The sequence below is a fragment of the Vibrio sp. Y51_MX_L26 genome (assembly GCF_024181935.1).
Taxonomy (GTDB): domain Bacteria; phylum Pseudomonadota; class Gammaproteobacteria; order Enterobacterales; family Vibrionaceae; genus Vibrio; species Vibrio diabolicus.
The window spans coordinates 1-1,006 of the sequence record NZ_JAMZAS010000031.1 but is presented as its reverse complement, the minus strand read 5'-3'; the positions used below and the strand labels follow the sequence as shown (position 1 = coordinate 1,006).

The following is a 1,006-nucleotide window of genomic DNA, read 5'->3' as shown; positions in this document are numbered from 1 at the left end:
CCATTCACCAACAACTGACACCAACACACCACCTAAAATCCTAGATCGCTGGGTCGGTCACACCAGATTGACCCTCGTTAACCCCATCAACCCATGCAACCCCGACACTCTGCTGAATTACGCCGAAGAGTATTACCATGATTGTGCAGGGGTTCCGGTCTCTATCCGGTCTTTGAGTTGGAATCTAGGGTTAATAGGGTAGTATCCCTCGCCGAATACATTTGTACCCTCAGAGCTAACTTCAACAACCCTGTTAACCCCATCAGATTGAGCTCAACCCCATCAACCCCTCCAACCCTGTCAGGTATGTCTGGTAGGTAGTTCTGCACCGATTCTGGTCAGAGTTTCCCCGAGGTTCTAGTCGTGGGGTTCTGCTGTCCTATTACTATAGGATTCGCGCTGTAATCCAGTGTGCCGTTGGTTTTTCCGGTTCGAGTATGAATACCAGCCCCGTGATTAGCCACTGTTTCTGGTGCTGTGGTTGATTGCTGCTGATTACTAGCCGAAATCATTTACGAGATAACAGACCGATTACCACTGAGGGTAATCGGTCATCATTGAATGCTGTTTTTTCCTGACTGGCTAGTTCTGAGAGCTTTAGGAACATAGATGTCCTTCCTGTCACTGAACTAGCTATCCATCCCATATCTATATATGAATTAACTTCAGCTAATGGACAGAATGTTGGTTATATTTTTGTTGGTTCCAGCGCGAAGTTTTTCTGGGGTTCGGTTCTGATGTTGAGTGGTATGTATCTGCCCTGATTCGTACTGTACAGACGAGAGAAGGTTCTGATGGTGGATATCACTCTGATAGGGGAAGTGTGGCTCTGTGGTGACTACGTGGAGAGTTTCAGTGGTGCTAATGGACCAGAGCTTACCGGAAGTAATCGCAGACCGGATATGGAAAGGACCAGAACGAAAAAAGGCTTACGGATTTCTCCATAAGCCTTAAGGAATAATGGTGGCCCCTATGTGACTTGAACACATGACCAATCGATTATGAG

At 46.8% G+C, this 1,006-nt stretch carries 1 protein-coding gene; it reads left to right on the top strand.

The window, feature by feature from the left end:
- Positions 1-202 (top strand): hypothetical protein (locus NL645_RS23075; RefSeq protein WP_253652476.1); only part of this gene is annotated, 202 nt, incomplete at its 5' end.
- Positions 203-1,006: the final 804 nt, after the last annotated feature.